This is a genomic window from Devosia elaeis, assembly GCF_001650025.1.
Lineage (GTDB): Bacteria > Pseudomonadota > Alphaproteobacteria > Rhizobiales > Devosiaceae > Devosia > Devosia elaeis.
In genome coordinates this window covers 1-25,834 of the sequence record NZ_LVVY01000024.1, presented here as the reverse complement: position 1 = coordinate 25,834, position 25,834 = coordinate 1, and the positions used below count along the sequence as shown (strand labels likewise).

Sequence of the window (25,834 nt, the reverse complement as noted above, 5' to 3'; positions counted from 1 at the left end):
AATTACTGGCGATGATAATCGATGCTCGAGCACAGGATCACGGCGCGGCAGCCGGTGATCTTGAGCGTGTCGGGCCCCGTCAATTCCACGGTGGCTTTGGCATTGCCGCCATTGAGCGCGATATTGCCTTCCCACTTATTGGGCCCGGTCTGGGTGCCGCGCACCACTTCCTGGTTGACGAATTTGAGGTTTTCCTCGGTGCGGCTGTCGCCCTGGATGTCGTTCAGCACCCCGCACAATTGAGTGCCGTCACCGCATAATTCGAAGGTGAAGCTGGTGCCCCAGCGATCCACCCAGGTGCCGTTGGGGCTGGCGTCTTGTGCTATGGTGGGCACCGCCAGCGACAAGGCAATTGCGGTGGCAGCAACAAGAGATTTTGCAAGCATTGATGGTTCACTCCATACATCGTCACGCTCGATCTCTGCCTTGCGCGAATGTAAATGACTTATACGCCTGATCCCATGAACGCTCCGTGGGGCATTTGGGTTGCCACATGTCACCGCTCGAAGGTGGCCGCCACTTCAATGTGGGTGGACCAGGCGAACTGATCCACGATTATTAGGTCGCGCAAGATGAACCCGGCTTGAACGAGCTGTTCAGCGTCGCGGGCAAAGGTCTTCGGGTCGCAGGCCACCATCACCACGCGCGGCACTTTGGAAACGGCGATTTCCCGGACCTGCGCTTCGGCGCCGGCCCGTGGCGGATCGAGCACCACGCAGTCGAAATCGAGCTCGAACCGGGTCAGCGGATCGCGGAACAGGTCGCGCGCCTTGCCGGTAATGGCCTTGAGGCCCTTGGTATGGCGCGCCGCCTTGTCCAGCGCGGCAATGGCGGGGCGGTCGCTGTCGGCGGCATAGACCCGCGCCGTTTCCGCCAGCCGCAGCGCGAAGGGACCGATGCCGCAGAACAGGTCGGCGACCGATTTCGCCTTGCCCACGGCGGCGATGACGTAATCGGCCAGCACCTGTTCGGCCTCGGCCGTCGCCTGGAGAAAGCTGCCGATGGGCAGCTCGACCTCCGAGCGGCCCATGCTGACGCTGGGCTGTTGGCGCAGCAGGATCATTTCATTGCCCAGAGCCAGCCGGGCCAGGCCGAGTCGATTGGCCAGCGGCACCAGGGCCTCGGCGCGCACAGCGCGGGGCGCCTTGCGGATGCCGACATCGATCCCCGCATTGGTGGCGGTAAAGGCCAGGTCGCATTCCCCGATCGCCGCGCCCAGGGCACGGGCGATATCGGGCGCCCGCGCCAGGGCCGGCACCAGGATGGGGCAGGCATCGAGGTCGAGCAGGTCATGGCTCCTGAGCCGCATATAGCCGGCGCCGTCCCTGCGGGCATGCAGCGTCGCGCGGCGGCGGCCGGCGCCATGGGCGGTGACGAAGCGGGAGACCTGGACATCGAGGCCCGCCTGGCGCAGCGGATTGACCACGAGGCCGGTCTTGAATTGGGCATAGCCGGCCGCATCCATGTGCTGCAATTGGCAGCCGCCGCAACGGCCGAAACGCGGGCAGAAGGGTTCGGCGCGGTTGGGGGCAGGGGCCAGCACTTCGAGCAGCGTGCCGCGCTCGCCTGCGGTGTCGATCAGCACGTCCTCGCCCGGCAGCGCGAAAGGCACGAAGACGCGCTTGCCCTCGACAAGTGCGATGCCTTCGCCCTTGTGGCCAAGGCTTTCGATATGGGCGGTAACGGGCATATTGAATCCGGGGCTTGCTGGGCTTGCAGGTAGCGGGTTTGCGGCGATGGGGCAACTCTACCTCTCCCTTGGGGGGAGAGGTCGGTCCGAAGGACCGGGTGAGGGGGCCTTCAATTCGCTCGGCGTTTGCCCGAAGGCCCCCTCACCCCAACCCTCTCCCCCAAGGGAGAGGGGGCGCAGCAACCGAAGCGCCAAAAAAACCGGAGCCCGATGATCGCTCATCGGGCCCCTGACTTGCTGCTTAACTGTTTGCCGCGAAAGGCCCCCTTCCTTCTCCCCTGAGGGGAGAAGGTGGCCCGAAGGGCCGGATGAGGGGTTCACTGTCGCGGTCCCCGGGGGCTTCACCCCTCACCTCGCCCCTCTCCCCTGAGGGGCGAGGGGGCGATGGAGCCGACGGCCCCGAAGTGCGGCCGGCCATTCGAGCGTAGCTCTCATGGCTTTGCGGCCCAAAATCGCTCCACCGGAGCGATCTGCCTTTCGGCCGGCCTCAAACCTGCTGAACCGCCTCGACGCCGGGCACGAAATGGCGGAGCAGGTTTTCGATGCCGCTCTTGAGCGTGGCGGTGGAGGAGGGGCAGCCCGAGCAGGCGCCCTGCATGTGCAGGAATACCGTGCCTTCCTTGAAACCCTTGAAGATGATGTCGCCGCCATCCATGGCCACGGCCGGACGCACGCGGGTGGCCAGAAGCTCCTTGATGACTTCCACCATTTCCTTGTCGTCTTCTTCGTAGAATTCCTCGATCTCGTCGAAGGCGATGGGCGCGGCGCCGTCTTCCACGATCACCGGCTTGCCGGAGAGGAAATGATCCATGATCACGCCGAGAATGGCCGGCTTGATATGGGCCCAATTGGTGTCGTCCTTGGTCACCGAGATGAAATCGGCGCCCAGGAACACCCCGGTCACCCCGGAAATGGCGAAGAGCCCGGTGGCCAGCGGCGAAATCGCCGCCGCTTCGAGGGAGCGGAAATCGCGCGGTTCGCCGGTCACGACATCGCGGCCCGGCAGGAATTTCAGCGTCGCCGGATTGGGCGTGGCTTCGGTCTGGATGAACATGGGAAATCCCTGCGCGATTAACAATTAGAATGCTTCTAAAATAGACTTTTAAGCCGCGATTGCAAGCCCTACTTCGCCTTCCCCGAGGGCAGGGCGATCACGGATCGTCATCCTCGGGCCGATGCCGGACCTCACGCGATCCTGGCCAAATCCTTCTTCTGGCGGCGCCGGATCACCGAGGAGGGAATGTTCATGGCTTCACGATATTTGGCCACGGTGCGGCGGGCCACGTCGATCCCCTGCTCCTTGCGCAGCATTTCGGCGATGGTGTCGTCCGAAAGGATGTCATTGCCCGGCTCGGCATCGATCAATTGGCGGATGCGGTGGCGCACCGCTTCCGCCGAATGCTCGCCCCCGCCATCGGCCGAGGCGATGGCGGTGGTGAAGAAATATTTCATCTCATAGAGGCCGCGCGGCGTGGCCATATATTTGTTGGCGGTGACGCGGGAGACGGTGGATTCGTGCATGTCGATGGCCTCCGCCACGATCTTGAGCGTCATGGGCCGCAAATGCGCCACCCCATGGGTGAGGAAACCGTCCTGCTGGCGCACGATTTCGGCCGCCACCCGGGTGATGGTCTGGGCGCGCTGGTCGAGGCTCTTGGTCAGCCAATTGGCATTGGCCAGGCAATCGGAGAGGAAGGCCTTCTCGCCCGGGTCGCGCGTCTTCGTCGAGACGCTTGCATAATAGACCCGGTTGACCAGCACGCGGGGCAGGGTGTCGGAATTGAGCTCCACCTGCCAGGCGCCGTCCGGCCCGGACCGCACGAAGACATCGGGCACCACCGCCTCCACCGGGCCGGTATCGAAGGCCAGGCCGGGCCGGGGGTCGAGCAGGCGCAGTTCGGCCAGCATGTCGGCCAGGTCCTCGCGGTCGCAGCCCACCGCCTTGAGCAAGGCCGGCATATTGTGCTCGGCCAGAAGGTCCAGATTGGCCAGCAGCTTCTGCATGATCGGATCGAGCCGGTCGCGTTCGCGCAATTGGATGGCAAGGCATTCGGCCACGTCGCGGGCAAAGATGCCGGCCGGCTCGCAGGTCTGCAGCACGCCCAGCACCGCCTCGACATCCTCGATCTCCGCGCCCAGCATTTCGGCCACCGCATCGAGTTCGACAATGAGATAGCCCGCCTCGTTGATCCCGTCGATCAGGTGCCGCGCGATCAGCCGGTCGGCCGGATTGCGCAGCAGCATCTGCGCCTGCGCCTCCAGGTGGTCGGACAGGCGCGGCCGGCTGGCGACATATTGATCGAGGTCGGGCGCCTCGCCGCCCTCGAACGATCCATTGCGGTCGGGGCCGGCGGTCTGGCCGATATCCTGGGGAATGGCGTCGGGAAAGACGTTTTCGACCGCAGTATCGTAGCCCTCGGCGATCTCGCCGGCATCCTTGACGCGCTCGCCCGAGGTAAAAGTGTCCTCATAGGCGCTCATCTCGGTCTGCCGCTCGGGCATCTCGGCCGGCTCGCTCCGCTCCTCGTTCCCCGCCTCCTCGCGCTCCAGCAGCGGATTGCGCAGCAATTCGGCATCGACGAAGGTGTTGAGCTCGAGATGGCTGAGCTGCAGCAGCCGGATCGACTGCATCAGCTGCGGGGTCAGGGTCAGGCTCTGCGACTGGCGGAATTCCAGCCTTGGCGTAAGCGCCATGGATGATCGTCTCTAATTGCAAATTCGGCCTTGCCGGCCGCTTCCCGCGCGCAACATGACTGAGTTTGCCCGCCTCGGCAAGTTTCGTGCCAGACGGGGCGGATAGGGCGGGCAATGCCACGGGCTAGATCGAAAAGCTCTCGCCCAGATAGACCCGCCTGGCCTCGGGATCAGCGGAGATGGTTTCGGGCTTGCCCTGGATCATCACCTTGCCACCATGGATGAGATAGGCGCGGTCGACCAGGCCCAGCGTCTCGCGCACGGCATGGTCGGTGATGAGTACGCCGATGCCGCGCTGGGTCAATTGCCGCACCAGGCCCTTCACCTCCGCCACCGCGATCGGATCGACCCCGGCAAAGGGTTCGTCGAGCAGCATGAAGGCCGGATCGGCGGCCAGGGCCCGGGCGATCTCGACGCGGCGGCGCTCGCCGCCCGACAAGGCCAGGGCATTGGACTTGGCCAGGTGCTGGATGGAAAACTCCTCGAGCAGCGATTCCAGCCGCGCCTTGCGCTCCGCCCGCCCGCTCACCGCGTTTTCCAGCACCGCCATGATATTGCCGGTCACGGTCAGGCCGCGGAAGATGGAGGGCTCCTGCGGCAGGTAGCCGATGCCCAATTGCCCGCGCTGGAACAGCGGCAGCCGGGTGATGACCTGCCCGTCGAGCAGGATCTTGCCGGCATCGGGTTTGACCAGGCCCATGATCATGGTGAACACGGTGGTCTTGCCCGCGCCATTGGGGCCGAGCAGGCCCACCGCCTCCCCGCGCCGCACCGCGAGGGACACGTCGCGCACCACGGCGCGCTTGCCGAAGCTCTTGGCCAGGCCATGGGCGACCAGCCAGCCGCTCTGGTCGATGCGGGGGCGGGATTCGGCACTCATTGCGAGGTGAAGATCCCGGTCACCCGCCCGCCACCGCTGCTGGTGAAGGTGGAGACATTGGTTTCAAGGTTCACCACCAATTCGCTGGCATCCACAGTGCCGCTGGCATTGGTGACCTTCACATTGCCGGTGAGGCGCAGCAATTGATCGGCCGGGGTGAAGACGGCGCGGTCGCCGGTGGCGTCCTGGTCCTCGGTCTTGAGGCGCACATTGCCCCCCGAGGCCTCGAAGGTTTCAATATCGGTGGTGCCGCCTTCGCCATAGGTTGCCACCACTTTGGGCGCCCAGACGGTGACATTGGGATGGACGACAACGACATTGCCGGTGAACACCGCTTCGCGCACCGCCTCGTTCATCACGAACAGGTCGGAGGTGATTTCCACCTTGTTCTGCGCCCAGGCCATGGGCGCGGGCAGCAGCAGGGCGGCGAAGACGAGCAGGGTCCGAACGGGGCGCATCAGGGTCAATCTCCAGAACCGGAACGGACATCTTCACCCGGGGTTGCCGGCAAGGTGACCACGGAACGCGAAAATGTCCAGACCTTGGCGGCGGCGTCATAGACCAGACCCTGTGCCCGCACGGTGGAGCCATCGGCATAATCGATGCTCACCGCGCCCCGGGTGGTCAGCACCTGCGCCTGCCAGTCGAAGATCGAATCGGCGAGCGTGCCGACCGTGCCGGTGGAATCGGCGATATCGGCCTGCCCGGGCACCAGGGTGAGCTGTTCTGTGGTTTCCAATTGCGCGTCCTGCGCATCCACCTGCATCTGCACGCCATCGGGCCGGTCCACCACCAGATGGGCGCCGCTCAGGTCGATCAAATCGGTGCGGTCGGTCGCCGCCCAGGCCCGCGCCGCCCAGACCCGATAGGCCGATCCGTCGTCCAGGGTGCCGGCATATTCGGGTGCGTCGACCAGGATGGATTCGGGGCTGACCTCGATGCGGCCCACCCCGAACCGCCCGGTAAAGCTGGCGACATAGATCTGCGCCAACAGGCCCGCCAGCACGATGAGCCCCATGCCCGGCAGGGCGATGCGCAGCACCGCCACCAGCCGGTTCCGCCGCTCCAGGCGGCGATGGATCCGCAATTGTCCCGGCAGGGCCGCCATGGGCATTTTCCGCTCAGCTATGGGCGAAAATATCGGTCTCGTCCCAGCCCAGCAGATCGAGCGCGCAACGCGTCTCGAGGAAATCGAAGCAGGACCGGGCCAGCTCGGTGCGGCCCTCGCGGGCCAGCATGCGGTCGAGATGGCGCTTGAGATCGTGCAGGTAGAGCACGTCCGAGGCGGCGTAATCGAGCTGGGCGTCGCTCAGTTTTTCCCCGCCCCAATCCGAACTCTGCTGCTGCTTGGACATGTCGATATTGAGCAATTCGCGCACCAGGTCCTTGAGCCCGTGGCGATCAGTATAGGTGCGCACCAGCTTGGAGGCGATCTTGGTGCAATAGACCGGGCCGGTCACCACGCCGAAGCGGTTCTGCAGCACGGCGACATCGAAACGGGCATAGTGGAAGATCTTGGTCACGCCCGGATCGGAGAGCAGCTTGACCAGGTTCGGCGCCTCGGACGCATCCTGGGGGATCTGCACCACATCGGCGCTGCCGTCGCCGGGCGAAAGCTGCACCACGCAGAGCCGGTCGCGATGCGGGTTGAGGCCCATGGTCTCGGTGTCGATCGCCACTTCGCGGCCGTAATTGGAAAGATTGGGCAGGTCGCCGCGATGCACTCTGATGGCCATGGAAAAAGTCCAGATTTTGTGTCCCGCCCTTCATTGGCACAGAGCGATGGCCAAGGAAAGGCATGCGCGCCGGCACCGCGGCAATTGCGGCTTCCCTGCAAGGGCTTCCGATATAAAGCTTCCTTTATATGGCTATTGCTTTCCCCCGCCGGACCTGCGAGAAGCGGAGCTGAAAGTGTGGAGGAATGTGTCTCCACACGCGCACTCCCGCGTGCGCCCTCGCCACTTGCAAAGAGGTTTAACGTGGCCCGATCTTCCTATCTGTTCACTTCGGAATCCGTTTCCGAAGGCCATCCCGACAAGGTCTGCGACCGGATTTCCGACGAAATCGTCGATCTGGTGTTCAAGGAGGCCAAGAAGGCCGGCATGGATCCCGCAAGCGTGCGCATCGCCTGCGAAACCATGGCGACCACCAATCGCGTCGTCATTGCCGGCGAAGTGCGCGTGCCCGAAACGCTGCTGAAAAAGGGCAAGGACGGCAAGGTGCTGCGCGATGCCGCCGGCGCGCCCCTGGTCAATCCGTCCAAATTCCGCACGGCCGCCCGCAAGGCCATCCGCGCCATCGGTTATGAGCAATCCGGCTTCCACTGGAAGAATGCCAAGATCGACGTGCTGCTCCATGGCCAGTCCGCCGATATCGCCCAGGGCGTGGACGAGGCCGGCAACAAGGATGTCGGCGCCGGCGACCAGGGCATCATGTTCGGCTATGCCGCCCGCGAGACCCCCGAATTGCTGCCCGCGCCGATCTATTACGCGCACAAGATCCTCGAAACCCTGACCCAGGCGCGCAAGGCCAATAACGGCCCGGCCGGCAAGCTCGGCCCCGATGCCAAGAGCCAGGTCACGGTGCGCTACGAAAACGGCAAGCCGGTCGGCGTCACCCAGATCGTGCTCTCCACCCAGCACCTGGACGAGAACCTGACTTCCGCCGATGTGCGGGGCATTGTCGAGCCCTATATCCGCCAGGCCCTGCCCGAAGGCTGGATCGACGAGAACACCGTCTGGCACGTCAACCCCACCGGCAAGTTCGTGGTCGGCGGCCCCGATGGCGATGCGGGCCTGACCGGCCGCAAGATCATCGTCGATACCTATGGCGGCGCGGCCCCCCATGGCGGCGGCGCCTTTTCGGGCAAGGACCCCACCAAGGTGGACCGCTCGGCCGCCTATGCGGCGCGCTATCTCGCCAAGAACGTGGTTGCCGCGGGCCTGGCCGATCGCGCCACCATCCAGCTCTCCTACGCCATCGGCGTCGCCAAGCCGCTCTCGATCTATGTCGACCTGCACGGCACCGGCAAGGTGGACGAGGCGCGGCTGGAAACGGCGCTGAGCGAGGTGATGGACCTGACGCCACGCGGCATCCGCACCCATCTCGACCTCAACAAGCCCATCTATGCCAAGACCGCCGCCTATGGCCATTTCGGCCGCAAGGCCGGCCGCGACGGTTCTTTCTCCTGGGAGAAGACCGATCTGGTCAAGGCATTGAAGGACGCGGTGCGGTAGTCACGCCTAGCCGAATGTAATATTGAGGCGCGACGACGCCCCCTTCTCGGCTCGTCACCCTCGGTCGACCCGAGGGCTCTTGCCGAAACCGACAAAGACAACGCCCTCGGGTCAAGCCCGAGGGTGACGAGCGGTGGATGGGGAATAATCGATGGCCCCTCACGAGCAATACGATTCAATGACCGACCACGAACTCCCCAAGACCCGCTCCGGTGAGCCGCGCGCCTTTTTCGGGCGCCGCTCCGGCAAGAAGCTGCATGGGGGGCAGAAGGCGCAGGTGGCCGAAAAGCTGCCGCAGGTGGAAATCCGGCTCGAAGGCGCGCTCGATCCGCGCGACCTTTTCCCTGCGGCGGGACGCATCGTCATCGAAATCGGCTATGGCGGCGGCGAGCATCTCGCCCGCAAGGCCGCGGAGGAGCCCGGGACCGGCTTTATCGGCTGCGAGGTCTTTACCGGCGGCATCGGCAAGATGGTGCAGGCCATCGACGCGAAAGGCCTCGCCAATGTGCGCCTCTTCACCGACGACGCGCTCAAGCTGCTGCTGGCCCTGCCCGAGGCCTCGGTGGATGCGGTCTATCTGCTCTATCCCGATCCCTGGCCCAAGACGCGCCATCACAAGCGCCGCTTCGTCTCCCCGGTGACGCTGCGGGAATTGGCGCGGGTGATCCGGCCCGGCGGCAGTTTTCACTTCGCCACCGATATTGAGGATTACGCCGATTGGACCCTCGCCCATATCCTGCGCGAGCCCGCGTTCATCTTCGCCCCCCAGGCGCCCGGCGCCTGGCATCAGCCCTATCCCGGCTGGCAGCCGACGCGCTACGAGCAGAAGGCGCGGCGCGAGGGGCGGATGGTCAGTTTCTATTTCAGCTTTCTCCGGCGCTGAGCCGGTTCTTCGCGGCATCCTGTCCAGGCTTTAATGCATGGCGCCTCTGGACCTGGGCGAACTACGCCCCATATCCGTGCTTTACGCCGCCGGAGAATTTTCATGACCAGCCCCTCTTCCGAAACGCGCCACGATCTTCTGGTGGTGCGGCCGAGCAAGTGGACGCTGGTGGTGATCGTGCAATTGCGGCAGGGCACGATGCGGTTCAATCAATTGCGCCGCAATATGGGTGGCGTGCCGCAGAAATCGCTGAGCCAGACCCTGCGCGAACTGGAGCGCGACGGCTTCGTGACGCGCCGGGCCTATGCGACCATTCCGCCGCGCGTCGAATATGAGCTGACCGATCTGGGGCGGGAATTGCTCGCCCTGGCCGATGACTGGCAGCAATTCGCGCTGCGCAACCGGCGGGCGGTGGAGGAAGCGCGCCGGCGCTTCGATGATCTGGCCGGCGAAATCCTGCATTGAACCTGCAAGGGTTCGGGCGCCGTCATTGCTGACGGCGCCAGGCTTGGTAGTCAGATATTGGCCGGCTGCAACGTATCGGCGTTGAACAGGCGCATGGTCTGGCGACCATCTTCGCCGATCACGAAGGCGCGGACATGGGTGCCCCAGGTTTCCACGGACGTGGCATTCACGCCCTGGGCCTGCAACTGGTGCAGCACGTAATCGGCATCGAAGGAGCTCGTGTCGGAATCGCTTTCGATCGAGGTGGCCGGTGCTGCGGCAGCCATGGCGGGCATGGCAATGCCGGCAAGGGCGGCTGCGGTAACAAGGGCGACGACGCTGTTCTTGATCATGGGAGGTGATCCTTTCTGTTTCAGACCAAACGGAAATGCGCACCCGCCCCGCAGCCCGCAACGGCCTCAAAACAAGTTTTTCGATCTTGAAATCCGCGCGGCACCGCCGACGGTTTTTCCAGGGAAATCAAGGATTTTGCACGTGCCTTGGTTTCGCGGGGGAAACCGGCCGCGCTTTGTCGGCGCCCCTTGTGCAACCGCCCGCGCGGGCTGATGGTTGAAGCGGAAAGGAGAGCGTCACCATGCAGACCTTCGTGCGAATTCTCGACACCGTTCCCGTCACCCACAATGTCCGCCATTACCGCCTCGAGCGCCCGGCGAATTATCGGTTCAGCCCCGGCCAGGCCACCGAGGTCAGCATCGACCGCGACGGCTGGCGGGACGAGAAGCGCCCCTTCACCTTCACCTGCCTGCCCGATGCGGACGAGCTCGAATTCACCATCAAGAGCTATTTCGACCATTCCGGCGTCACCAACGAGCTCTGGTCGCTGGGCGCCGGCGACCGGTTGATCCTGCGCGATGTCTGGGGCACCATCCAATATAAGGGCAAGGGCACTTTCATTGCCGGCGGGGCCGGCGTCACCCCTTTCATCGCCATTCTTCGCCATCTCAATGCCAGCGGCAAAATCGCCGGCAATCGGCTCATCGTCTCCAACCGCACCGAGAAGGACATCATCCTGCGCGAGGAATTCGAGGCCATGGAGGGGCTCGACGTGCTCTGGACCCTGACCGACGATCCCGGATCCGGCTTGCTGCAGGAGCGGATCGATGCCGGCTTCCTCGAGCGGCACGTCCCCGACCTCGCGCAGAACTTCTATCTCTGCGGTCCCGACGCCATGGTCGGCGACCTGCGCGGCCTGCTCGAGGCGGCGGGGGCCGATGTCGCCAATGTCACCTGGGAGCGCTAGCGGCTCCCTTGCCTTTCCCGGCATGGCCGTCTATATGAAGGCAACATCATTGCTCTCATTCGAGAGTGGGTGCCCTGACCGGCCCCCGCTCTTTTTGTTATCGGGACATCAATTGGCTTTCGATCTCGCTGAAAGGCGCTATATCAAGGAAACCGGGCTCGAGGCCCGGATTTCCCGCATCGTCGAACCGGTGGCCAACGATCTCGGCTTTGCCCTGGTGCGGGTGAAGATCACGCCGGAAAACGGCTGCACGCTCCAGATCATGGCCGAGGACGAGAACGGCCGCTTCACCATCACCGATTGCGAGACCCTGAGTAAGGACCTCTCGCCGATCCTGGATGTGGAAGATCCGATCGACCGCGAATATCACCTGGAAGTCTCCTCGCCCGGCATCGACCGGCCGCTGGTGCGCAAGCGCGACTACGAGCGGTTCATCGGCCACGAAGCCAAGGTCGAGCTGGCCGACATGATCAATGGCCGCAAGCGCTTCCGCGGCGAAATCGGCCCCGTCGACGACGAGGGGGTCATCATTATCCTGCCCGATACGCCGGGCGGCACCGATCCCAATCACAAGCTCGCCTTCGCCGATATCGCCGAGGCCAAGCTGGTGATGACCGACAAGCTCATGGACATGGCCCGCGCCGACCAGGAGCTGCATCCGATCGACGACGACGAGACCGAAACGGTCGAAAATGCCGACGCCGACAACGACGATAATCCTTCCGAGGAGAAGAACTAAATGGCCGTTAGTGCGAACCGCCTTGAGCTGTTGCAGATCGCCGACGCTGTCGCCCGCGAAAAGAACATCGACCGCATGGTCGTGATCGAGGCGATGCAGGACGCCATGGAAAAGGCCGCCAAGGGCCGCTACGGCGCCGAAACCGAGATCAAGGTCGAGATCAATCCGCGCTCCGGCGAAACCCGCATGTGGCGCCTGCTCGAGATCGTCGACGAGGTCGAGGAGCCCTCCCGCCAGGTCAATCTCAAGCTCGCCCAGGTCAAGAACCCGACCGCCAAGGTCGGCGACTTCCTGACCGAGCCGCTGCCGCCCATGGAATTCGGCCGCATCGCCGCCCAGTCGGCCAAGCAGGTCATCGTGCAGAAGGTGCGCGATGCCGAGCGCGACAAGATGTTCGAGGAATATACCGGCCGCGTCGGCGAAATCGTCAACGGCAGCGTCAAGCGCGTCGAATATGGCAATGTCATCGTCGATCTGGGCCGCGGCGAAGCCATTATCCGCCGCGACGAGCTGATCCCGCGCGAAATGTTCCGCTACGGCGATCGCGTCCGCGCCTATATCTATGACGTGCGCCGCGAGCAGCGCGGCCCGCAGATTTTCCTCAGCCGCACCCATCCGCAATTCATGGCCAAGCTGTTCATGCAGGAAGTGCCGGAAATCTACGATGGCGTCATCACCATCCGCTCGATCGCCCGCGATCCGGGTTCGCGCGCCAAGATCGCCGTCACCTCCAACGATTCCTCGATCGATCCGGTCGGCGCCTGCGTGGGTATGCGCGGTTCCCGCGTCCAGGCCGTCGTCGCCGAACTCCAGGGCGAAAAGATCGACATCATTCCCTGGACCGACAATATCGCCGACCTCGTGGTGTCCGCCCTGCAGCCGGCCGACGTGGCCAAGGTGGTGCTGGACGAGCAGGCCGAGCGCATCGAGACCGTGGTGCCCGACGAGCAGCTTTCGCTGGCCATCGGCCGCCGGGGCCAGAATGTGCGCCTGGCGTCGCAGCTCATCGGCTGGGATATCGACATCCTGACCGAGCAGGAAGAGAGCGAACGCCGGCAGAAGGAATTCACCGAACGCTCGACCCTGTTCATGCAGGCCCTTGACGTCGACGAGATGGTTGCCCAGCTATTGGCTTCGGAAGGCTTCTCCTCGGTCGAGGAACTGGCCTATATCGAGAGCAATGAAATTGCCTCGATCGAGGGCTTCGACGAGGAAACCGCCGCCGAAATCCAGAATCGCGCCGCCGAATACCTGGCCGAGATCGACCGCAAGCATGACGAGGAGCGCACCGCGCTCGGCGTTTCGGACGATCTCTACGAGATTGCCGGGCTCAATGCGGCCATGCTGGTGGCCCTGGGCAAGGAAGATATCAAGACCGTCGAGGATTTCGCCGGTTGCGCCGCCGACGACCTGGTCGGCTGGACCGAACGCAAGGATGGCGAAACCAAGCGCTTTGAAGGCACCTTCAAGGATTTCCCCATTTCCCGCGAGGAAGCCGAGGACATGATCATGCAGGCCCGTATCAAGGCGGGCTGGATCAGCGAAGACGACCTGCCCGCCGCCGATGAGGGCGAAGAGGGCTATTCCGAGGAGGAGGCGGTCTAAGGGCCGCCTTCAGGGGAGCACCCGGCTTTGGCCCGGCGCGCGGACATGGTTAGGACCTGTGCCTTGACCCGGACGGAAAAGCCGGTCGAGGCGCTGGTGCGTTTCGTGGTCGGCCCCGACGGCGTGCTGGTGCCCGATGTCGAGGCCCGCGCCGAGGGGCGCGGCGTCTGGATCACGCTGAGCCGCGCGGCCGTGGCCGAGGCGGTGAAGAAGAAGGCCTTTGCCCGCTCGCTCAAGGCGCCGGTCGTCGTGGCCGAGGATCTGGCGGCGCTGACCGAATTGCGGTTGCGGCAGCGCCTGCTGTCGGCCTTGGGCATGGCGCGCAAGGCCGGCCAGTTCGTCACCGGCGCCACCAAGGTGAAGTCGGCGCTCGAAGGCATGCAGGTGATCGCCCTGCTCACCGCGACCGACGCGGCCGAGGATGGGCGCAACAAGATGGCCGGCACGCTCAAGGCCCTCAATTATGCCCGGCGCGAGCAGGATATAGGCGGCCCGGACGTGCCGCATTTCGAATTGCTTCAAAGTGCCGAAATGGGTTTGGCACTTGGACTGGAAAATGTGATACATGCTGCCCTGACGACAGGGGCGGCAGCCCAATCGGCGGTGGACAAGGCCCACAGACTGGCCCGATACATCGCCCAACCGATGGAAGAGTACACCGACCGCAATGCGGCGTCCGGTGTGCTTTTGTCCGCGGATCAGGACGAAAGACGATAGGAAGTATGGCTGATAACGACGACAAGCGCACTGACGATACCGGCGCCAAGAAGACGCTGACCCTCAAGGGCGGCGCCGGCCTGGGCAATCGCCCCGGCGGGATGTCGCGCGGGCCGTCGCGCTCGACGGTGGTCGTGGAAAAGCGCACCCGCATCGTGCCCAAGCCCAATGCGGCTCCGGGCGGCGGCTCGGGCGGGCGTCCGGGCGCTTCCGGTCAGGGCCGTCCCGGCCAGGGCCGGCCGATGCAGCAGCAGAACCGCGCGCCGCTGGGCCTCAGCGCCGCCGAAGCCGAGGCGCGCCGCCAGGCGCTGGCTCTGGCCGGCGCCCGCCAGGCCGAGGACCGGGAACGTTTCGCCGCCGAGGAAGCGCGCCGCATCGAGGAAGACAATCGCCGCCGCCAGGTGCGCGAGGAAGCCGCGCGCCAGGAAGAAGAGCGCCGCAAGGCCGATGAAGCCCGTCGCGCCGAGGAAGAAGCGGCCCGCCAGGCCGAGCCCGAGCCGCAGCGCGAGGAATTCGTGCCGGCCAGCCAGCGCAATGCCGGTCCCTCCAGCGTGCGCACCGTGGCCGGCCGTCCCGGCCAGCCGCCGCGTCCGCAGCGCAGCGCCAATGAGCGGCCCACGGGCCGCCCCGGCGAAGGCGAGCGGCCTGCCGCCGGCGCCCGTCCGGGCGAACGGCGTCCGGGTGGTCCTGGTGCGCGTCCGGCCGGCGATCGCCGGCCCGGTGGCGGCATGGCGCCGATCGGCAACATGCCTCCGGCCCCGCCCAGCGAGGCCGATGGCCGCCGCACCCGCACCGGTGCGCCCCAGCATCGTCCGACCACCGAGGCGGAACTGGAAAATGCCCGTCGCGCCAGCCGCGCCCAGCCCGAACGTCCGACGCGCCGCGTCGATGACGGCTCGGCCCGCGGCCGCCTGACCCTGTCCAGCGCCACCACCGAGAGCGATCGCGATCGTGGTCCCTCGCTGGCCGCCATGCGCCGTCGCCGCGACAAGAAGATGGGTCGCAACCAGCAGGATGCGCCCAAGCTCAGCCGCGAAGTGACCATTCCGGAAGTCATCACGGTGGGCGAATTGGCCAACCGCATGGCCGAACGTTCGGTCACCGTCATCAAGATGCTGATGCAGCAGGGCCAGATGGCCAAGATCACCGACGTGATCGACGCCGATACGGCCGAGCTGATCGCCATCGAGCTGGGCCATACGGTCAAGCGCGTGTCGGAAGCCGACGTGGAAGAAGGCCTGTTCGACATCGCCTCGGACGACAAGGCCGAGGACCTGACCGATCGCGCCCCCGTCGTGACCATCATGGGTCACGTCGACCACGGCAAGACGAGCCTGCTCGACGCCATCCGCGAAGCCAATGTGGTGTCCGGCGAAGCCGGCGGCATCACCCAGCATATCGGTGCCTATCAGGTCGAGAAGAACGGCCAGAAGATCACCTTCCTCGATACGCCGGGCCACGAGGCCTTCACCGCCATGCGCGCCCGCGGCGCCCAGGCGACCGATATCGCGGTGCTGGTGGTGGCGGCCGATGACGGCGTCATGCCGCAGACCATCGAATCCATCAAGCATGCCAAGGCGGCCGGCGTGCCGATCATCGTGGCCATCAACAAGATGGACAAGCCGGAGGCCAATCCCCAGCGGGTGCGCACCGAATTGCTCCAGCACGAAGTCTTCGTGGAATCCATGGGCGGCGACGTGCTCGACGTGGAGGTCTCGGCCAAGACCCAGGCCGGCCTCGACAAGCTGCTCGAAACCATCCTGCTGCAGGCCGAAGTGCTCGAGCTCAAGGTGGCCCGCGACGGGCGCGCCGAGGGCCTGGTCATCGAAGCCAAGCTCGATCGCGGCCGCGGTGCGGTGGCGACGGTTCTGGTGCAGCGCGGCACGCTCAAGATTGGCGACATTCTCGTGGCCGGCACCGAGTTTGCCCGCGTCCGCGCGCTGATCAACGATCAGGGCGGCCAGGTCAAGGAAGCCGGGCCGTCGGTGCCGGTGGAAGTGCTGGGCTTCAACGGCGTGCCGAGCGCCGGCGACCGCTTCTCGGTCGTCGAGACCGAAGCGCGCGCCCGCGAGGTGACCGAATATCGCCAGCGCGCCATCCGCGAGAAGACGGCCGGCGGCGGCGCCACCAGCCTCGAGCAGATGATGAACCAGCTCAAGATCGCGGGCATTTCCAAGTTCCCGCTGATCATCAAGGGCGACGTGCAGGGCTCGGTCGAGGCCATCGTGGCGTCGCTCAACAAGCTCTCCACCGATGAAGTCTCCGCCCAGATCCTGTTCTCGGGCGTCGGCGGCATCACCGAATCCGATGTCACCCTGGCCTCGGCGTCGAACGCCATCGTCATCGGCTTCAATGTCCGCGCCAACAAGCAGGCCAGCGAGCTGGCCAATCGCGACGGCATCGAGATCCGCTATTACAACATCATTTACGACCTCATCGAGGACGTGAAGAATGCCATGAGCGGCCTGCTCGCGCCGGAGCGCCGCGAAACCTTCATCGGTTACGCGGAAATCCTCGAAGTCTTCCAGATCACCAAGGTCGGCAAGGTCGCCGGCTGCCGGGTCACCGAGGGCATCGTGGAACGCGGCGCCGGCGTCCGCCTCCTGCGCGACAACGTCGTCATCCACGAAGGCAAGCTCAAGACGCTCAAGCGCTTCAAGGACGAAGTCAAGGAAGTGGCCATGGGCCAGGAATGCGGCATGGCCTTCGAGAATTACGAGGACATCCGCGCCGGCGACGTCATCGAATGCTTCCGCGTCGAGACGGTGCAGCGCACCCTCTGATCGCCTCGGATATCACCTTCAGGAAAGGGCGCGGCCATGGCTGCGCCTTTTTCGTTTGGCACTGCTGGCGTCACTGAAAGAGGATCGGAATGCCGGATCTCCGCCTGACCTATCGGCCCGATTACCGCCATGTCTACGACGCGGCGGCGGTGCTGCACCACCAGCGGTTCAGCCGGGCCCAGAACCGGCGCGCCCGATTGGTGATCTTCGGGTCGATGTTCGGCGGCGGCATGCTTGCCGCGGCCATTGGCATCGGCCTCAATATCTGGAACCCGGCCATTCCCGCGCTGCCGGTCATCCTGGCCCTGCTGTTTCTGGTCGCCTTGTTCCATGCCGGGGTGATTGCCCCCTGGCAGCGGCGCATGTCCATCGCCGCCATCGAAGCGGCCAGCCCCACCACGCCCATGGACTTCGTCGCCGACGACCAGGGCCTGCACTGGCGCGGCGCGCATATGGATTTCACGCTGGGCTGGAGCGGCGTGGAGGCGGTTTTCCTGACGCCGGGCGCCCTGGCCTTCATGCATGGCGCCCTCGCCCTGGTCCTGCCGCTCGATGCCTTTGAGAGCGATGCGCAGCGGCGCGAACTGGTCGAACTCTGCCTTGCCCGCATGCCGGAGGCGGCGGCGCGCAAGAGTCGCGATGACAAGAAGCTGCGCCAGCTTCTGGCCGGCCCGGGCTAGATCGTTTCCGTGTTAGTCCACCCGGATTGGGTTAGATGCTCTTAAAGCAGCCCACATTTAGCCGGATCACGGCTCCTTCGCCTCCCTCCCCCTTGAGGGGAGGGAATGAGGGAGGGGGTCCATCAGCGGATCACTGAACCACCCCACCCACAGCTCGTCACCCTCGGGCCTGACCCGAGGGCGTTCGCGATGCACCCGAAACCAAAGACCCCTCGGGTCAGGCCCGAGGGCGACGATCGAGCATGGGTGAGATGCCCTCAAAGCAATCCGCATTGAGCTGGATCACGGCTCCTTCGCCTCCCTCCCCCTTGAGGGAAGGGAATGAGGGAGGGGGTCCATCAGCGGATCACTGAACGCCCCCCACCCACCGATCGTCACCCTCGAGCTCGACCCGAGGGCGCTTGCGATAGACCCAGAAACAAAGACCCCTCGGGTCAGGCCCGAGGGTGACGATCCAGATTGGGGGAGGCCGCTTCCCTCAAGGCCGAACCGCTCGAGAGCTGAACAGTAAAAAGGCCCGCCCCTTGCGGAACGGACCTTTTTGATGCCGGAAGCGGGTGACTACGGTATGGTCCGCTCCCGGCAATTCCTTGAGATGTGACGCTCACTTAGGAAGCCTCGGGCTCCGGCGCAAGCCACATCTCGACGAATTTTTAATTGATCACCGTGACGCGCGCGCCGACCGGCACGCGGGCATAGAGATCGATGATGTCCTGGTTCATCAGCCGGATGCAGCCCGAGGACACATTGGTGCCGATCGTATAGGGTTCCGTGGTGCCGTGGATACGGAACAGAGTGTCGCGGCCATTCTTGTAGAGATAGAGCGCGCGCGGCCCCAACGGGTTTTCCGGGCCGGGCTCCATGCCGCCGGCATAGGGACCGTAGCGATCGGGCTCGCGGCGGATCATGGATTGCGTCGGCGTCCAGCGCGGCCAGGCCGCCTTGCGGCCGATCGTGGCCTCGCCGCGGAACACCAGGGCCTCGTCCTTGCCCACGCCGATGCCGTAGCGCAGGGCGCGATTGTTCTCGAGCACCAGGTAGAGGTAATGGGCGGGCGTATCGACCACCAGCGTGCCGGGGCGCTCATTGGTGTAATAGGGCACTTCCTGGCGCCACCATTTCGGGTCGACGACCCGCAGGTCCATGGCGGCGATCGGATAGGGCTCGTTCAGCACCGCGCCATACATGCGCTGGTAATAGGGGTCGATAACGGGTTCCTGCACGGCGGGTTGCCGGGTGGTGGAACAGGCCGAAAGGGCGGTGGCGGAAAGGCCGAGCAGAAACAGGCGGCGGGAAATCAATAGAAAACCTCAGGAACAGGTATTTCGGGAACTCGCGCACAGATTTGCCGCGCACTTACTTCATGGATAGCCATGTTATCCTTAACGTGGCACGAATGGGGCAGTTCCTCGCCACAATGTGATGGCGATCCCAAGTGTTGCCGGAACAACACAACTCTGCCTGAGGTCAGGAAAAAAGGGCCGGTCAGCGGACCGGCCCTTCTACAAATGTGGCGGAAAGAAGGCCTTATTCGGCCGCTTCTTCCTTGGCGATTTCCTTGCCGGTCGCCTGGTCGAGCACCTTCATAGACAGGCGGACCTTGCCGCGCTCGTCGAAGCCCAGCAGCTTCACCCAGACCTTGTCGCCTTCCTTGACCACGTCGGTGGTCTTGGCGACGCGCTGTTCGGCCAGCTGCGAAATGTGGACCAGGCCGTCCTTGGCGCCGAAGAAATTGACGAAGGCGCCGAAATCGGCGGTCTTGACCACGGTGCCCTGATAGATGGCGCCCACTTCCGGTTCATCGGTAATGGAGCGGATCCACTTGATGGCGGCGTCGATCTGGCTGCCGTCCGAGGAGGAGACCTTCACGGTACCGTCGTCTTCGATATTGATCTTGGCGCCGGTCTTTTCCACGATTTCGCGGATGACCTTGCCACCGGTGCCGATCACTTCGCGGATCTTGTCGGTGGGGATCTTGAGGGTCTCGATGCGGGGGGCGAATTCACCCACTTCGCCGCGCGAGGCCGACAGCGCCTTGGCCATTTCACCCAGGATATGGATGCGGCCGTCCTTGGCCTGGGCCAGGGCGATCTTCATGATCTCCTCGGTGATGCCGGCGATCTTGATGTCCATCTGCAGCGAGGTGACGCCCTCGTCCGTGCCGGCCACCTTGAAGTCCATGTCGCCCAGGTGATCCTCGTCGCCCAGGATGTCGCTGAGCACGGCGAATTTCTCGCCTTCCAGGATCAGGCCCATGGCGATGCCGGCCACCGGCTTCTTCATCGGCACGCCGGCATCCATCAGCGCCAGCGAGGTGCCGCAGACCGTGGCCATCGAGGAAGAACCGTTGGATTCGGTGATCTCGGAGACCACGCGGATCGTATAGGGGAATTCCTCGATCGTCGGGCGGATCGGGTTGATGGCGCGCCAGGCCAGCTTGCCATGGCCGATTTCGCGGCGGCCGGGCGACCCCATGCGGCCCGCTTCACCCACCGAATAGGGCGGGAAATTGTAGTGCAGCAGGAAGTTTTCCTTACGGGTGCCTTCCAGGCTGTCGATATATTGCTCGTCCTCGCCGGTGCCCAGCGTGGCGACGACCAGGGCCTGGGTTTCCCCGCGGGTGAACACGGCCGAGCCATGGGTGCGCGGCAGCACGCCCACTTCGGCCAGGATCGGCCGCACGGTCTTGAGGTCGCGGCCATCGATGCGGCTGCCGGTATCCAGGATGTTCCAGCGGACGATCTTGGCCTGCAGGTTATGCACCACCTCGCCCAAATCTTCCTTGGAAATCTCGCCGGCCTCGATCTTGGCGGCGAAAGCCTCCTTGACCTTGGCATTGGCGGCATCCACGGCGCTATAGCGGGCCTGCTTGTCGGTCAGCTTGTAGGCGGCGCGCAGGTCGGCCTCGGCAATGGCCAGCACTTCGGTTTCCAGCGCCGAGAAATCGGGCGGGGTGAAGTCGCGCGGTTCCTTGGCGGCCAGCTCGGCCAGCTGGATGATGGCTTCGATCACCTGGGCGGACGCCTTGTGGCCGAACATGACGGCGCCCAGCATCACCTCTTCGGAGAGCTCCTGGGCTTCCGATTCCACCATCAGCACGGCGTCCTGGGTGCCGGCCATGACCAGGTCGAGCTTGCTGTCGCTGCGGCGGTCGACCGGCAGGTTGAGCACATATTCGCCGTCCACGTAGCCGACGCGGGCCGCGCCGATCGGGCCCATGAAGGGCACGCCGGAAATGGTGAGGGCCGCCGAGGCGGCGACCATGGCCAGCACGTCCGGATTGTTCTCCATGTCATGCTGGAGCACGGTGACGATGACCTGGGTCTCGTTCTTGTAGCCATCGGGGAAGAGCGGGCGGATCGGGCGGTCGATGAGGCGCGACACCAGGGTCTCGTTCTCGGTCGGGCGGCCTTCGCGCTTGAAATAGCCGCCCGGGATCTTGCCGGCGGCGAAGTATTTTTCCTGGTAATTGACGGTCAGCGGGAAGAAGTCCTGGCCCGGCTTGGGCGACTTGGCGCTGACCACGGTGGCGAGCACGACGGTTTCGCCCAGGCTGGCGAGCACGGCGCCATCGGCCTGGCGGGCCATCTTGCCGGTTTCGAGCGTCAGCGGCTGGCCGCCCCAATTGATCTCGACCTTGTGGTGATCAAATTTGATCGACATGAATTTCGTCTTTCCATTCTGGCGGATGCGCGGGAACGCGAGGCCTAGGCAGGGACTCACGAACGTATCCGGTGTGCCCGCACCGGCACCGCACCCCATGTGCGCACCAGCTCAAAATCAGGCACGGGTTCTGTTTGGCGGGACAGAACATGGACAAGACAATGAGCCTCTCCACCGCGGAAGAGGCCGATAATCCTGCCATGCCCCGGCTCGCCGGCCTGGGGAATGCTCGGCCATGCCGGCCGCATTCCGCATGACATGCCCTGTTCCCTGGGCCGCTGGCGGACCGGAAAGGCATTCCGCTCCCCAAAGCGCCCCCGGGAAGGGCAACCGGCGCGGAAGAGGCCTCCCGCGCCGGAAACTTATGCGCCTAGCGGCGCAGGCCGAGCTTTTCGATCAGCACCTTGTAGCGGTTCTCGTCCACCTTCTTGAGGTAGTCGAGAAGGCTGCGGCGGGTCGAAACCAGCTTCAACAGGCCACGACGGGAATGGTTATCCTTGTTGTGGCCCTTGAAATGTTCGGTGAGGTTGGCAATCCGCTCGGACAGGATGGCGACCTGGACTTCCGGCGAGCCGGTATCGTTGGCCTTGGTCGCATATTCCTTGATGAGTTCGGTCTTGCGTTCCGCAGTAATCGACATCGGGCATATCCTTTCGAAAAATGAGGATGTTGGCCGCCCCAGCCGGGATGTCGTCCAGGTGGGGCCGTGTATGGCTGGCGGGATCGGAACAAAGTCCCGGCCCGCCGGCTGGCGCTCCTATAGTGCAAACGCGCCCGGAACGCCAGAACTATTGGTTTTCGGCGTCCTCGTCGGGCCGGGTGGCGGCGAAGGCGGGGTCGAGCGCGGCCAGGGGCACGTTGAACACCCATTCCACCCCGTGCTCATGGGCAATGCGTTCCACCTGCGCCCCCAGGGCCCCGCCCACCATGGTGCGCAGCACGATGGTGCCGAAGCCGGAGCGGTCGCTGTCCTCCAGGCGCCGGCTCAGCGTCTCGCGCCAGCGCATCTGCAATTCCTCCTGGTGCAGCATCCAGGTGAGGTCGAGCCGGCCTTCCGGATCGGCGAAGGCGCCATAGCGGGTGGCATTGGTGGCCAGCTCGTGCAGCGCCATGCCCAGGATTTGCGCGCCCTGCGGATTGATGCGCAGGGTCGGCCCCTCGATCCTTGCCCGGTCGTCGGGCGGGCGGAAGGGGGCAAGCTGCTCCTCGATCAGCTCATGCAGCATCACCCCGGCCCGCCCATGGGCCAGGAGCAGGTCGGTGGAGCGCGCCAGGCCCATGATGCGCCGCTCCAGCGCCTGCACATAGGAGGGCACGTCCTTGGCGCCGCGCGCCGTCTGCTTGGCCATGGCGGCGATCACCGCCATCTGGTTCTTGGAGCGATGCGCCAGTTCGCGCATCAGGAAGCGGATGTCGCGCTCGGCGATCTGCCTCTGCTCGGAGGCCTCGGCCAGGGCCTGGGACACTTCGGCGATCTCGGTGACGGGATAGGAGCGCGGATAGACCGCCTCGCCCCGCCCCATCCGCGCCGCATCCAGCCGCAGGCCCTTGACCGAGCGGCCGATGCGCTGGGCGATGAAGAAGGCGACCGCCGAGGCGGCCAGGGCGATGGCCAGGCCCCAGGCGGCCAATTGCAGCAGCGATTCCTGCAGGGGTTTCTGCACCTGCCCCGCCGAGGCCCAGGCGACGATGCGCCATCCGGTCAGCCCCGAACGCCATTCAGCGGTCACCACCGCCTCGCCATCGAGATTTTCCTCGCCCCATTCGGTGCTGGTGCCCTGCTCGATCTGCCGCAGGGGCAGGGTGCTCCCGGTCGCCAGTTCCGCCTCGGGCGTGGCGGCGATGACCAGGTTCTGGCGGTCGATCAGCGCCGCATGCCAGCCGGCCGGCAATTGCCGCGATTGCAGCGCCGGCACCAGGTTGCGCGCATTCTGCGTCAGCGCGATGGCCCGCACCGGCTGCTCGTCGGCCAGCGGCAGCCAGACATTGAAGGCATAGGCCCGCGCCGTCTGCCCGTAAAACAGGCCCGAAATGGTGACGAGGCCCCGCTCCAGGGCCTGCTGCACGGTCTCCGGGTCGGAAGTGGGGCCCAGCGGGGTGCCGAATTCGACGCGGGTATTGAGCAATTGCCGCATATCGGCATCCACCGCGATGAGATAGGCGCCGGTGCCGGCCAGGGCCTGCATGGAGCGATCGTTGAATTCGCCCAGATTGCCGCTGCGCAGGAAGCCGGAGGTGGACAGCACGCGCAAGGTGGTGGCCATGCCGGAAATCTCGCGATCCACCGATTGGCCCATGGCCTGCACCGTGGCATTGGTCAGGGCATGCAGCACGTCCTGCTGGGCATCGTTGGTGCGGTTCAGCAGCACCAGGGAAACGGCAAAGGCCGGGATCAGGATGGCGAGGACCAGCGCGATGAGATAGAAGGCGACCGGGCGCGAGCGGCCGTTCACGCTCCCCGTGCCGTCTTCTCGGACTTCCGCGTCCGCCATGCCCCAATTCCCTTCGCAGTCTGGCCTTGCGGCCGGTCAGTATTTGGCGCTGGCGTCGCTGGCCGGGAAACTTTCGTCCACGGCTTCGTCAATGTCATCCCAGTTTTCGGGGCGGTCGGCCATGGAATCGGGCCCGGCCGGCCGCACCTGCACCGGTGCGTCGCTCGGCCCGGGCTTCTTGCCGTCGCGCATGGCGGCGGCCGAATCCGGCTTTTTGGGCTTGTCTTGTGTCATGGGCTAGTCCTTTTCGTCTCCTACAACCCGCGAGAGCGGACGTGGTTGCAGGGCATGGCATAGCGGCTTTGGCTCTGGTAAATAGCCGGTCATGACCGATATGGAAACCATGCCCCGGACCGCGCCGAAGCGCGTCTTCATCAAGACCTATGGCTGTCAGATGAATGTCTATGACAGCGACCGCATGGCCGATGCGCTGGCGCCGCACGGCTATGTGCCGACCCAGGACGCGGCCGAGGCCGATCTGGTCCTGCTCAATACCTGCCATATCCGCGAAAAGGCCTCGGAAAAGGTGTTTTCCGAGCTGGGCCGGCTCAAGGAAATCCAGGGCGAGCGCCGGGCCATGGGCGCCGACATGATGATCGGCGTCGCCGGCTGCGTGGCCCAGGCCGAAGGCGAGGAAATCGCCCGCCGCGCCCCGGTGGTCGATCTGGTCTTCGGCCCGCAGGCCTATCACCGCCTGCCCGACATGCTGGAAAAGGCCCGGGGCCAGCGCCACATGCATCCCAGCCTGAAAAAGGCCGTGATCGACACCGATTTCCCCGAAGAGGACAAGTTCGCCCACCTGCCGGCGGCGAAAAAGGACGTTACGCTTGCCCGCGGCCTCACCGCCTTCCTCACCGTGCAGGAAGGCTGCGACAAGTTCTGCTCCTTCTGCGTGGTGCCCTATACGCGGGGCGCCGAAGTCAGCCGCCCCGTCGCCCAGGTGCTGGACGAAGCCCGCCGCCTGGTCGATGCCGGGGTCAAGGAGATCACCCTGCTCGGCCAGAACGTCAACGCCTATCATGGTCTCGACGCGGCCGGGCGCCCGGTCGGCCTCGGCCAGCTCGCCTTTCTCCTGGCCGAAATTGCCGGCCTCGAACGGCTGCGTTACACCACCAGCCATCCCCGCGACATGGATGACGCCCTGATCGCCGCCCATCGCGACCTGCCGCTGCTCATGCCCTATCTGCATCTGCCGGTGCAGTCCGGTTCGGACCGGATTCTGAAGGCCATGAACCGCAAGCACACCGCCGCCGAATATCTGGCGCTGATCGACAAGATCAAGAAAGCCCGCCCCGACATGGCGCTGTCCGGCGATTTCATCGTCGGCTTTCCCGGCGAAACCGACCAGGATTTCGAGGATACGCTGACCATCATCCGCGAAACCGGCTATGCCTCGGCCTATTCCTTCAAATATTCCACCCGCCCCGGCACGCCGGGCGCCAATCTGGGCGACCAGATCGCCGAAGCGGTGAAGACCGAACGCCTCCATCGCCTCCAGGACCTGGTCAACCAACAGACCGCCGATTTCCATGCCTCCTGCGTCGGCCGGACCCTGCCGGTCCTCATCGAACGCGTGGGCCGCCAGCCCGGCCAGGTCGGCGGCCGCTCGCCCTATCTGCAAGCCGTCCACCTCGATGGCAGCCCCGACCTCATCGGTGCCATCCACGAAGTCGAGATCATCGGCACCAGCACCAATTCGCTGGTCGGGCGCCTGCAACAAGCCGTCGCGGCCTAACCGGCAAACGCCGCCCCCCACCTCCCCCTTGACGGGGGAGGTAGCGCAGCTTGGCCGACAGGCCTAGCGAAGCTAGGAGGGGGTGCCGGCGGGCGCAGACGTTAGAAATCAAACACCCTGCCGCCCGTCCCCCACCCCAGCCAGCCATTCGAGCATAGCTCTCATGGCCTTCCCGCTTAAATTCGCTCCACTGGAGCGAATTTGCCTGCGGCCAGCGGGAAGCCCGCAAGGGGGAGGGTGCTGCATCGCGTCCCAGGAAAACTTATCCCCGCCCCCACCACCTCCCTTATCCTCCCCCATCAGCCGGGTGGAGATGGGGTTGCAACGATCAA

Annotated in this window: 24 protein-coding genes; 10 read left to right on the top strand and 14 right to left on the bottom strand. The window is 65.1% G+C overall.

Annotated elements, in window-relative coordinates:
- Positions 1–2: 2 nt before the first annotated feature.
- From A3840_RS01290 to A3840_RS01255, 8 genes are all read right to left on the bottom strand, one after another.
- Positions 3–386 (bottom strand): DUF2147 domain-containing protein, encoded by a 384-nt coding sequence (locus tag A3840_RS01290; protein WP_131798206.1) that lies wholly within the window; start codon positions 384–386, stop codon positions 3–5.
- A gap of 110 nt (positions 387–496) precedes the next feature.
- Positions 497–1,690 carry a class I SAM-dependent RNA methyltransferase gene (locus tag A3840_RS01285; RefSeq protein WP_067450712.1) on the bottom strand — a complete coding sequence of 398 codons (1,194 nt, stop codon included), beginning with the start codon at positions 1,688–1,690 and terminating at the stop codon, positions 497–499.
- A 487-nt stretch (positions 1,691–2,177) separates the two neighbouring features.
- Positions 2,178–2,744 (bottom strand): NifU family protein, encoded by a 567-nt coding sequence (locus A3840_RS01280; protein WP_067450709.1) that lies wholly within the window; start codon positions 2,742–2,744, stop codon positions 2,178–2,180.
- 131 nt (positions 2,745–2,875) lie between these two features.
- Positions 2,876–4,384, bottom strand: coding sequence for an RNA polymerase factor sigma-54 (gene rpoN / locus A3840_RS01275; protein ID WP_067450706.1), 1,509 nt, complete (start codon positions 4,382–4,384; stop codon positions 2,876–2,878).
- A gap of 124 nt (positions 4,385–4,508) precedes the next feature.
- Complete coding sequence (gene lptB, locus A3840_RS01270) at positions 4,509–5,264, bottom strand: LPS export ABC transporter ATP-binding protein (protein WP_067450703.1); 756 nt, start codon at positions 5,262–5,264, stop codon at positions 4,509–4,511.
- Complete coding sequence (locus tag A3840_RS01265; protein ID WP_067450700.1) at positions 5,261–5,722, bottom strand: LptA/OstA family protein; 462 nt, start codon at positions 5,720–5,722, stop codon at positions 5,261–5,263. The genes lptB and A3840_RS01265 overlap by 4 nt, the downstream gene beginning before the upstream one ends.
- Positions 5,723–5,727: 5 nt before the next feature.
- The gene (locus A3840_RS01260) at positions 5,728–6,372 is read right to left on the bottom strand and encodes a hypothetical protein (protein ID WP_131798205.1); all 645 of its coding nucleotides are present in this window, start codon (positions 6,370–6,372) and stop codon (positions 5,728–5,730) included.
- Between the two features lie 13 nt (positions 6,373–6,385).
- A complete protein-coding gene (locus tag A3840_RS01255; protein ID WP_067450694.1) occupies positions 6,386–7,000 on the bottom strand; it encodes a ribonuclease D in 615 nt (204 codons plus the stop codon).
- A 243-nt stretch (positions 7,001–7,243) separates the two neighbouring features.
- Between A3840_RS01255 and metK the strand changes: the two genes are divergently transcribed.
- The 3 genes from metK to A3840_RS01240 all read left to right on the top strand — a co-directional run bounded on the left by metK (position 7,244) and on the right by A3840_RS01240 (position 9,848).
- On the top strand, positions 7,244–8,500 hold the full coding sequence (gene metK, locus A3840_RS01250) for a methionine adenosyltransferase (protein WP_067450691.1): 1,257 nt from the start codon (positions 7,244–7,246) through the stop codon (positions 8,498–8,500).
- 178 nt (positions 8,501–8,678) lie between these two features.
- On the top strand, positions 8,679–9,383 hold the full coding sequence (gene trmB, locus A3840_RS01245) for a tRNA (guanosine(46)-N7)-methyltransferase TrmB (RefSeq protein ID WP_067450688.1): 705 nt from the start codon (positions 8,679–8,681) through the stop codon (positions 9,381–9,383).
- A 102-nt stretch (positions 9,384–9,485) separates the two neighbouring features.
- Positions 9,486–9,848 (top strand): winged helix-turn-helix transcriptional regulator, encoded by a 363-nt coding sequence (locus tag A3840_RS01240; protein ID WP_067450685.1) that lies wholly within the window; start codon positions 9,486–9,488, stop codon positions 9,846–9,848.
- A 50-nt stretch (positions 9,849–9,898) separates the two neighbouring features.
- On the opposite strand, the gene A3840_RS01235 is transcribed toward A3840_RS01240, so the two are convergent.
- Complete coding sequence (locus tag A3840_RS01235) at positions 9,899–10,180, bottom strand: hypothetical protein (protein ID WP_067450682.1); 282 nt, start codon at positions 10,178–10,180, stop codon at positions 9,899–9,901.
- Positions 10,181–10,422: 242 nt separating this feature from the next.
- On the opposite strand from A3840_RS01235, the gene A3840_RS01230 reads away from it, so the two are divergent.
- The 6 genes from A3840_RS01230 (at position 10,423) to A3840_RS01205 (ending at position 17,612) form a co-directional block, all read left to right on the top strand.
- A complete protein-coding gene (locus A3840_RS01230) occupies positions 10,423–11,088 on the top strand; it encodes a ferredoxin reductase domain-containing protein (RefSeq protein ID WP_067450679.1) in 666 nt (221 codons plus the stop codon).
- A 112-nt stretch (positions 11,089–11,200) separates the two neighbouring features.
- Positions 11,201–11,827, top strand: a complete 627-nt coding sequence (gene rimP / locus A3840_RS01225; RefSeq protein WP_067450677.1) for a ribosome maturation factor RimP — start codon at positions 11,201–11,203, stop codon at positions 11,825–11,827.
- Positions 11,828–13,432 carry a transcription termination factor NusA gene (gene nusA / locus A3840_RS01220; RefSeq protein WP_067450674.1) on the top strand — a complete coding sequence of 535 codons (1,605 nt, stop codon included), beginning with the start codon at positions 11,828–11,830 and terminating at the stop codon, positions 13,430–13,432.
- A gap of 45 nt (positions 13,433–13,477) precedes the next feature.
- Complete coding sequence (locus A3840_RS01215) at positions 13,478–14,149, top strand: RNA-binding protein (RefSeq protein WP_082903558.1); 672 nt, start codon at positions 13,478–13,480, stop codon at positions 14,147–14,149.
- 101 nt (positions 14,150–14,250) lie between these two features.
- On the top strand, positions 14,251–16,932 hold the full coding sequence (infB, locus tag A3840_RS01210; RefSeq protein WP_425388828.1) for a translation initiation factor IF-2: 2,682 nt from the start codon (positions 14,251–14,253) through the stop codon (positions 16,930–16,932).
- 89 nt (positions 16,933–17,021) lie between these two features.
- Positions 17,022–17,612 (top strand): YcxB family protein, encoded by a 591-nt coding sequence (locus A3840_RS01205; RefSeq protein ID WP_067450665.1) that lies wholly within the window; start codon positions 17,022–17,024, stop codon positions 17,610–17,612.
- A 653-nt stretch (positions 17,613–18,265) separates the two neighbouring features.
- Here the strand turns inward: A3840_RS01205 and A3840_RS01200 are convergent.
- The 5 genes from A3840_RS01200 to A3840_RS01180 all read right to left on the bottom strand — a co-directional run bounded on the left by A3840_RS01200 (position 18,266) and on the right by A3840_RS01180 (position 24,001).
- Entirely contained in the window at positions 18,266–18,913 is a 648-nt protein-coding gene (locus A3840_RS01200) for a L,D-transpeptidase (protein ID WP_082903557.1), read from the bottom strand.
- A gap of 226 nt (positions 18,914–19,139) precedes the next feature.
- On the bottom strand, positions 19,140–21,275 hold the full coding sequence (pnp, locus tag A3840_RS01195) for a polyribonucleotide nucleotidyltransferase (protein ID WP_067450662.1): 2,136 nt from the start codon (positions 21,273–21,275) through the stop codon (positions 19,140–19,142).
- Between the two features lie 370 nt (positions 21,276–21,645).
- Positions 21,646–21,999 (bottom strand): 30S ribosomal protein S15, encoded by a 354-nt coding sequence (gene rpsO / locus A3840_RS01190; RefSeq protein ID WP_082903556.1) that lies wholly within the window; start codon positions 21,997–21,999, stop codon positions 21,646–21,648.
- Between the two features lie 64 nt (positions 22,000–22,063).
- Positions 22,064–23,767 carry a sensor histidine kinase gene (locus A3840_RS01185; protein WP_067450655.1) on the bottom strand — a complete coding sequence of 568 codons (1,704 nt, stop codon included), beginning with the start codon at positions 23,765–23,767 and terminating at the stop codon, positions 22,064–22,066.
- Between the two features lie 36 nt (positions 23,768–23,803).
- Positions 23,804–24,001: a hypothetical protein gene (locus tag A3840_RS01180; protein ID WP_067450652.1), complete on the bottom strand. Its 198-nt coding sequence runs from the start codon at positions 23,999–24,001 to the stop codon at positions 23,804–23,806.
- A 91-nt stretch (positions 24,002–24,092) separates the two neighbouring features.
- Here A3840_RS01180 and miaB point away from each other — a divergent pair, with 91 nt between their 5' ends.
- Positions 24,093–25,502 carry a tRNA (N6-isopentenyl adenosine(37)-C2)-methylthiotransferase MiaB gene (gene miaB / locus A3840_RS01175; RefSeq protein ID WP_067450650.1) on the top strand — a complete coding sequence of 470 codons (1,410 nt, stop codon included), beginning with the start codon at positions 24,093–24,095 and terminating at the stop codon, positions 25,500–25,502.
- Positions 25,503–25,834: the final 332 nt, after the last annotated feature.